At 74.0% G+C, this 5,741-nt stretch carries 10 protein-coding genes; 2 read left to right on the top strand and 8 right to left on the bottom strand.

Going from position 1 to position 5,741, the window contains the following annotated elements; translation table 11 throughout:
• The 3 genes from L7D48_RS24915 to L7D48_RS24905 form a co-directional block, all read right to left on the bottom strand.
• On the bottom strand, positions 1–725 hold a 725-nt coding region (locus tag L7D48_RS24915; protein ID WP_374493657.1), incomplete at its 3' end, for a TetR family transcriptional regulator.
• Between the two features lie 157 nt (positions 726–882).
• The gene (locus L7D48_RS24910; protein ID WP_237882723.1) at positions 883–1,434 is read right to left on the bottom strand and encodes a DCC1-like thiol-disulfide oxidoreductase family protein; all 552 of its coding nucleotides are present in this window, start codon (positions 1,432–1,434) and stop codon (positions 883–885) included.
• 23 nt (positions 1,435–1,457) lie between these two features.
• A complete protein-coding gene (locus L7D48_RS24905; protein WP_237882712.1) occupies positions 1,458–1,865 on the bottom strand; it encodes a hypothetical protein in 408 nt (135 codons plus the stop codon).
• 264 nt (positions 1,866–2,129) lie between these two features.
• Between L7D48_RS24905 and L7D48_RS24900 the strand changes: the two genes are divergently transcribed.
• Together L7D48_RS24900 and L7D48_RS24895 are read left to right on the top strand one after the other, a co-directional pair.
• On the top strand, positions 2,130–2,582 hold the full coding sequence (locus L7D48_RS24900) for an NUDIX domain-containing protein (RefSeq protein WP_237882710.1): 453 nt from the start codon (positions 2,130–2,132) through the stop codon (positions 2,580–2,582).
• A gap of 88 nt (positions 2,583–2,670) precedes the next feature.
• Positions 2,671–2,901: a hypothetical protein gene (locus L7D48_RS24895; RefSeq protein ID WP_237882721.1), complete on the top strand. Its 231-nt coding sequence runs from the start codon at positions 2,671–2,673 to the stop codon at positions 2,899–2,901.
• A 33-nt stretch (positions 2,902–2,934) separates the two neighbouring features.
• Here the strand turns inward: L7D48_RS24895 and L7D48_RS24890 are convergent, their stop codons facing one another.
• The 5 genes from L7D48_RS24890 to L7D48_RS24870 form a co-directional block, all read right to left on the bottom strand.
• Positions 2,935–3,249 carry a hypothetical protein gene (locus L7D48_RS24890; RefSeq protein WP_237882708.1) on the bottom strand — a complete coding sequence of 105 codons (315 nt, stop codon included), beginning with the start codon at positions 3,247–3,249 and terminating at the stop codon, positions 2,935–2,937.
• An 88-nt stretch (positions 3,250–3,337) separates the two neighbouring features.
• Complete coding sequence (locus tag L7D48_RS24885; protein ID WP_237882705.1) at positions 3,338–3,535, bottom strand: hypothetical protein; 198 nt, start codon at positions 3,533–3,535, stop codon at positions 3,338–3,340.
• A gap of 121 nt (positions 3,536–3,656) precedes the next feature.
• Positions 3,657–4,076, bottom strand: a complete 420-nt coding sequence (locus L7D48_RS24880) for a PPOX class F420-dependent oxidoreductase (protein ID WP_237882703.1) — start codon at positions 4,074–4,076, stop codon at positions 3,657–3,659.
• A gap of 147 nt (positions 4,077–4,223) precedes the next feature.
• Positions 4,224–4,586, bottom strand: coding sequence for an SCO4225 family membrane protein (locus L7D48_RS24875; protein ID WP_237882719.1), 363 nt, complete (start codon positions 4,584–4,586; stop codon positions 4,224–4,226).
• A gap of 305 nt (positions 4,587–4,891) precedes the next feature.
• Positions 4,892–5,563: a response regulator transcription factor gene (locus L7D48_RS24870; protein ID WP_237882716.1), complete on the bottom strand. Its 672-nt coding sequence runs from the start codon at positions 5,561–5,563 to the stop codon at positions 4,892–4,894.
• Positions 5,564–5,741: the final 178 nt, after the last annotated feature.

The raw sequence follows: 5,741 nt of genomic DNA, 5'->3' as shown, positions 1-5,741 counted from the left end.
GTCCTCCTCTCCTCCGCCTTCCTTCCCGTCCGCCGCCCCGCCCGCCTGCCCGCCTTCTCCGGCTCCTCGCGCTGCGGCCCGTTCGCGGCCATACCCGCCGCCGTCGGCATGAAGTCGCTGAGCAGTTCGTGGGTCTCGCGCACCAGGGGCCGCAGCAGGCGGAAGCGGGTCAGGGATATCGCGCGGGCCACGATCGGCGCCACGCGCTCGGCCAGACGGCGGCTGTTGGCCGAGCCCTCGGAGCGGTCGTAGACCCAGAACAGGACCATGCCCATCTGCTGGAGCCAGAGCAACCGGGGCAACTGCTCGGCGAGTTCGGGATCGTAGGCGGTGTCCGCACCCGCCAGGACCCTGCGGTGGACCTCGATCGACGCCTCCCGCGGGCCCTCGGACTCCGCGGAGAAGGGGCTGAGCGGACTGTCGGGGTCGGCGGCGTTCTTGAAGAACTGGGCCGCGAACTCGTGGTACGGCTCGGCGATGTCCAGCCAGGCGAGGAGGACCCCGCGGATGCGTGCCGCGAGGTCCCTCTCACCGTCCAGGACGGCCTCGGCGGCCGCCTGGTGCTGTTCGGTGATCCGGTCGTAGAAGCCCTGGATCAGGTGCTCCTTGCTGCCGAAGTAGTAGTACGCGTTGCCGACCGAGACCCCGGCCTCCTGGGCGATGGCGCGCATCGTCGTACGGTCGTAGCCGCGCTCGCGGAACAGGCGCAGGGCGGTCTCCAGGATGAGGGCCCGCGTCTGCTCGCTCCTGGGCCGCCGGGCGGGCCCGGCGGCCTTCTCCGGCTCGCCCCGCTTCCCGGCTCCGGGGGCCGCGGTGGGTTCGGAGGAGCCGGCCGCGGCGTCCTCGCGTACGGATCTCGGTGCTGCTTCCACACGGGTGAGCCTAATCGGGCGCCGGACAGTCTCCCCCGCAGGCCGGGGGAAGGGAGGAGGCCGGAGTCCGGCCGGTGAAGGTCCAGCCCGTGCCGGGGTCGTAGCTCCAGCCGTCGTCCGCGCGGTAGGCCGTCCCGCCCCAGCCGCCCTCCCAGTCGCCGTCCCCGTCCGGCCCGCGCACCGCTCGCCGGTACTTCGCCGCGGCGAGCACCGCCGCGCGCGCCAGCGGTGCGCCCGCCGGGGTGCTGAGCCGGTGGGCCGCGGACCGGTAACCGGCCAGGGCCCACAGGCACACGATCCAGGCGGCCGGCCCCCGGTAGACCTGTCCGCCGTCCCCCACGACCGTGATCTCCTCCAGGGTGCGGCCGTGGTCGAGTCCCGGCAGCCTGCGCCGCGCCTCGTCCGAGCCTGCGGGCACCAGATCGAGGGGGACGAGCTTGCGCTGCCGCGCCAGCCAGTCGCGGATGTGCCGGCACAGCGGGCAGCCCGCGTCGTACAGCACCGTCAGCCGGCGTACCGGGACGCCCGCGGCGCCCCCGTGCCCGGCGGCCTTTCCCGTCACGTCCGTCACGCCCGCCACGCCCGTCACGCCCCGGTGGCCGGAGCGGTCCAGTCCTGCGGCGGCACCGGGGGCGTCTGCTCCCGCTCCATCGCGCCCCGCCGCCGGATCCGGTTCAGCACGTAGACGTTCCCCAGGTGCAGCACGCCGAGGACCAGCAGCACCACGCCCAGTTGCCTCGAAAGCGCCTCGAACACCCCCCTGGTGTCGTCCACCGGGGCCCCGACCCGCAGATACAGGGCGACGAAGCCGAGGTTGACGAGGTAGAACCCGACCACCAGCAGGTGGTTCACGGCGTCCGCGAGTTTCTCGTTCCCGCGCAGGACGTCCTCCAGGAAGATCTGCCCGTTCCTGCTGAGCGTGCGTGCCACCCAGACCGTCAGACCGATGCTGACGGCCAGGTAGACGACATACGTGACCACGGTGAGGTCCATGCCCCGCCCCTTCGTGAAGCGCTCTTTGAACGTGTTCAAAAAGCTGTTGCCACGGACTGTAGACCTGTTTTTGAACACGTTCAAGTCCGTTTCCCGGCAGGGAAGATGGGCCGGAGACCCTCGTCGGCGGGTGGCGCGCAGCGCCCCGTCCCGAGTGCCTGGCGCGCGGGGGGCGGCGGATGCGCCATCGTGGGCGGCGGCGCCTTCCGCACCGGTGCGGCGCGGAGGGCGGCCCGTGCCGGACCTGCCGAAGGAGAAGAGGCCGTGAAGAGGATCGTCGCCCGGATCTGGCACCGCATCGGCGGACCGCTGCAGTGGCGCCTGCTGTGGCTGGCCAATCCGAAGTTCATGGTGGGCGTCACCGGCGTCGTACGGGACGCGGACGGCAACGTGCTCCTGCTGCGGCACCGCATGTGGCGCGAGGACCGCCCGTGGGGCCTGCCGACGGGCTATGCGAAGAAGGGCGAGACCTTCCAGGAGACCGTCGTCCGCGAGGTGCGCGAGGAGACCGGACTCGACGTGCGCGTCGGCGAACTCGTCCGTCTCACCAGTGGGTACCGGCTGCGGGCGGAGGTCGCCTACGAGGCCCGGCTCACCGGTGGCACCCTCCGGGCCGATCCCCTCGAGATCCTGGAGGCCAGGTGGTTCGCCCCCGGAGACCTGCCCGAGGGACTGCAGGAGTCCCACCGGTCACTGATCGGAAGCGGGTCCGGCTGATCCGGCCGGACCACCCCGCTCCGCATCCCGGCCCCCGACCGCGGGCAGGCCGGGGGCCGGGATGCGGGACGGGCCGCGCCGGTCCACGATGGAGGGCGTGACCGACGAGAAGCCGTCGCAGCCCCCGATCATCGTCTGGGGCGTGACACACGGGGACCGGCCGTTCCGCACGGTCCAGCTCGGTGACGGGACGGTCGGCCTCGCCCACGACATCACCGACGTGGTCCGGCTGGCGTACGACGCGGGGCTGAGCCCGGTGGACCTGGACGACCCGGCCACCGTGCGGTGGGTGGGCGGGGACAAGTACACCTGGACCTGAGCCGCCGCCCCGCTCCGGCAGCCCGGCGCCGCCTCACACGTCGTGCCCCCGGGCGGCGAGCCACCGGTGGACCGCGGCCTTGTCGGCCACGCTGACGTGCGCGGGCCCCTGCCTGGAAGGCCCCTCGTCCTCGTTGAACCCGGTGTCGGTGACCCGGGCCGTCACCCAGTCGGCCAGTTCCCTCGCGGCGTCGGAGGACAGGCGGCCCTGTTCCCACTCCTGCCGGGCCCGCCCGGCCGCCTCCGCGTCGTGGCGGGCGGCCTCCTCCAGCCAGACCGGTACCAGGCGCCGGACGGCCTGTTCGTCCGCCGGGTCGTCGGCGGAAGGTGTGCTCGGTGAATCGTTCATGTTCCGACGTGTGACCGGCCGGGCCGGGCGCCATGCCCGATTCGCCCGTCCATGCCCCGGCAGGGTCAGCGCGGGGGCCGGCGGGGAGTCAGCGGGGAAGGGTGCCGGCGCCGCCGCCCGGGTTCGCCTCCGGCGCCCGCCACCGCACGGTCCGCGCCGCCGGCCGCCTCCGGCCGGCGAGGCGGTCCAGCAGCCACACGGTGCCGTTCAGCCCCCAGGTGAGCAGGGCAAGGGCGGCGATGGGCGCGACCACCAGGCCGAGGATGAGAACGACGGTTTCCGTCACGGTGCCTCCTGAAACAACCGAACCGGGCTGTCATCGACCGGTGCCCCGTACGGAGAAGAACACTCCTGCCGGCTCGCGGGCGCCTAGGCCGCGCCTCGCGGCGCGGGCACGGCCGGGGGCGTCATCCGGGCTGGTCGCTGTCCTTCAGGGAGCCCCAGCCGTGCCAGCGGTCGATCTCGATCCAGGCGCTGACGCGGCGGCGGTCCCGCCGCGGATACGGCTCGCCCAGGTAGTGGCGGGCCAGCCGGTCGATGTCGGCGAGCTCCGGATCGTCGCGGATCTCGGCCACCCGGCCGATGAGGCTGACGTGCGTGTACCAGTTGCCCTCGTCGAGCACGGTGAGGGTGACACGGGGATCGTCACGCACGTGCCGCAGCCGTTTGCGGGCCTCGTCCATGTTGACCAGCACCCGGCCGTCCTCCCACAGGTACCAGGTGGCGGTGGACACCGGCTGGCCGTCCGACCGCAGGGTCGTGATGACGGCCGGGTTGGCCTTCTTCAGCATGGTCACGGCCGCTTCGGGGAGCGGTGGCTTCGACATGGGTGGCACTCCTCGGCACATCGCTGTACGTCGCTGTACGCCGTCCGACCGGCATGGTCCCGCCCAGCATCACACACCGCCGGCGCCGAACGCGGGAGCACGCGCTCCCCGCGGGCGGCGGCGTCGCACCGCCGCCCGCGGAGCGCCTCAGGCCCGGGCGGCGCGGGTGCGGAACCGGCGGAGCACGGCGCTGAGGACCCCGGCGTTGACCACGGCGGCCAGGGAGACCAGGCCGAGCAGGAGCGCCGCTCCCACGGGACCGTCCGGCAGCGGCACGGCGAGGGCGAGCAGACTGGTCGGGGCGGTGGCCGCCACGGGCCACACCCCCGCCAGCGAGGCGTCCTCGTGCGGGACGAACGCCGCGTCCAGCGCGACCCACAACACCAGGGCGGCGCACACGGCCAGATAGATCCGGGCGGGCCGGTTGTCCGCGATGCCCGAGATCCGTGCGGGGATCCGCCCCCTGCCGTTCCCGTCCCCATCGCCCCGCGTACCGTCGTGCACGGCCATTTCGCTCACCCGTCTCTTCCGTCTCGCTCGTCGTCCGCCGCCCGTCGTGCCGCGCGTTCCACGAGGGTCGCGGCGCTCACCGGCCGGGCGGACGGCATGTGCCGTCCGCCCGGCCGGCGGTGCGGGGCCGGTGGGCCGTGTCGGCCCGTGGATCCAGGATCGCGCCGGGTGGCCAGCGGATTCCTCGGCCGCTGGCAGGAACCCCTTCTCCACCCGTGGGTAGAGGGGCCTCGTACCAGCGGCCGGACGGCCGGACGGGCCGGCGCCGCGGGCGGTCCTCCGTACGGCGGAGTGCGGGCCGGCGTCTACCCCGTGGAGGTGGTGCGCGGCCTGATCAGCCCGGTGTCGTACGCCAGGATGGTCGCCTGGACCCGGTCGCGCAGCCCCAACTTGCCGAACAGCGCGTTCACGTGGGTCTTGACCGTTCCCGTGGAGACTCCCAGGCGCTCGCCGATCTCGGCGTTGGTCAGCCCCGAGGCGACCAGGAGCAGCACCTCCCGCTCGCGGGGCGTGAGCCGCTCCAGCGCCCTGCCCGCCTCGGGACGGACCGGCGCGCCCTGTGCGAAGGCGGCGATGAGGCGGCCGGTCACCGCCGGCGCCAGGATGCCGTCGCCGGAGGCGACGACGCGGACGGCGGCCAGGAGATCATCGGCCCGGGCGTCCTTGAGCAGGAATCCGGATGCCCCGGCGCACAGGGCCTCGAAGACGTAGGAGTCCAGGTCGAAGGTGGTGAGCACCAGGACACGGGCCCCGCTCGGGCCGCCGGCGATCAGCCGGGTGGCCGTCAACCCGTCCATGCCGGGCATCCGGATGTCCATCAGCACCACGTCGGGGCCGAGTTCCGCGGCCAGTTCCACGGCCGTGGCGCCGTCGCCCGCCTCGCCGACGACCGACAGGTCCGGTTCGGCGTCGACGATCGCGGCGAAGCCCGCGCGGACGACGGCCTGGTCGTCGACGACCAGCACACGAACAGCGATGGGTCCACCCCCTGCCCCGGGCCGGTGGAGACTCCGGCCGACCGGGCGTCATCGTCCCACGCTCACCGGCTCGTTCGCCCGGCCCGCCCGGTGGGCGGGATAGCCTGGGCGGTGCCCCGCCGGGCCGCCGCGCCGACGGCGGAGCGCCGGGGACGGATACGGGGGGCGGGACACTGGG

Origin of the sequence: Streptomyces sp. ICN903 (genome assembly GCF_022015835.1) — a bacterium.
GTDB lineage: Bacteria > Actinomycetota > Actinomycetes > Streptomycetales > Streptomycetaceae > Streptomyces > Streptomyces fenghuangensis.
The sequence above is the reverse complement of the archived record's forward strand: the minus strand, read 5'-3'. Positions and strand labels throughout refer to the sequence as shown.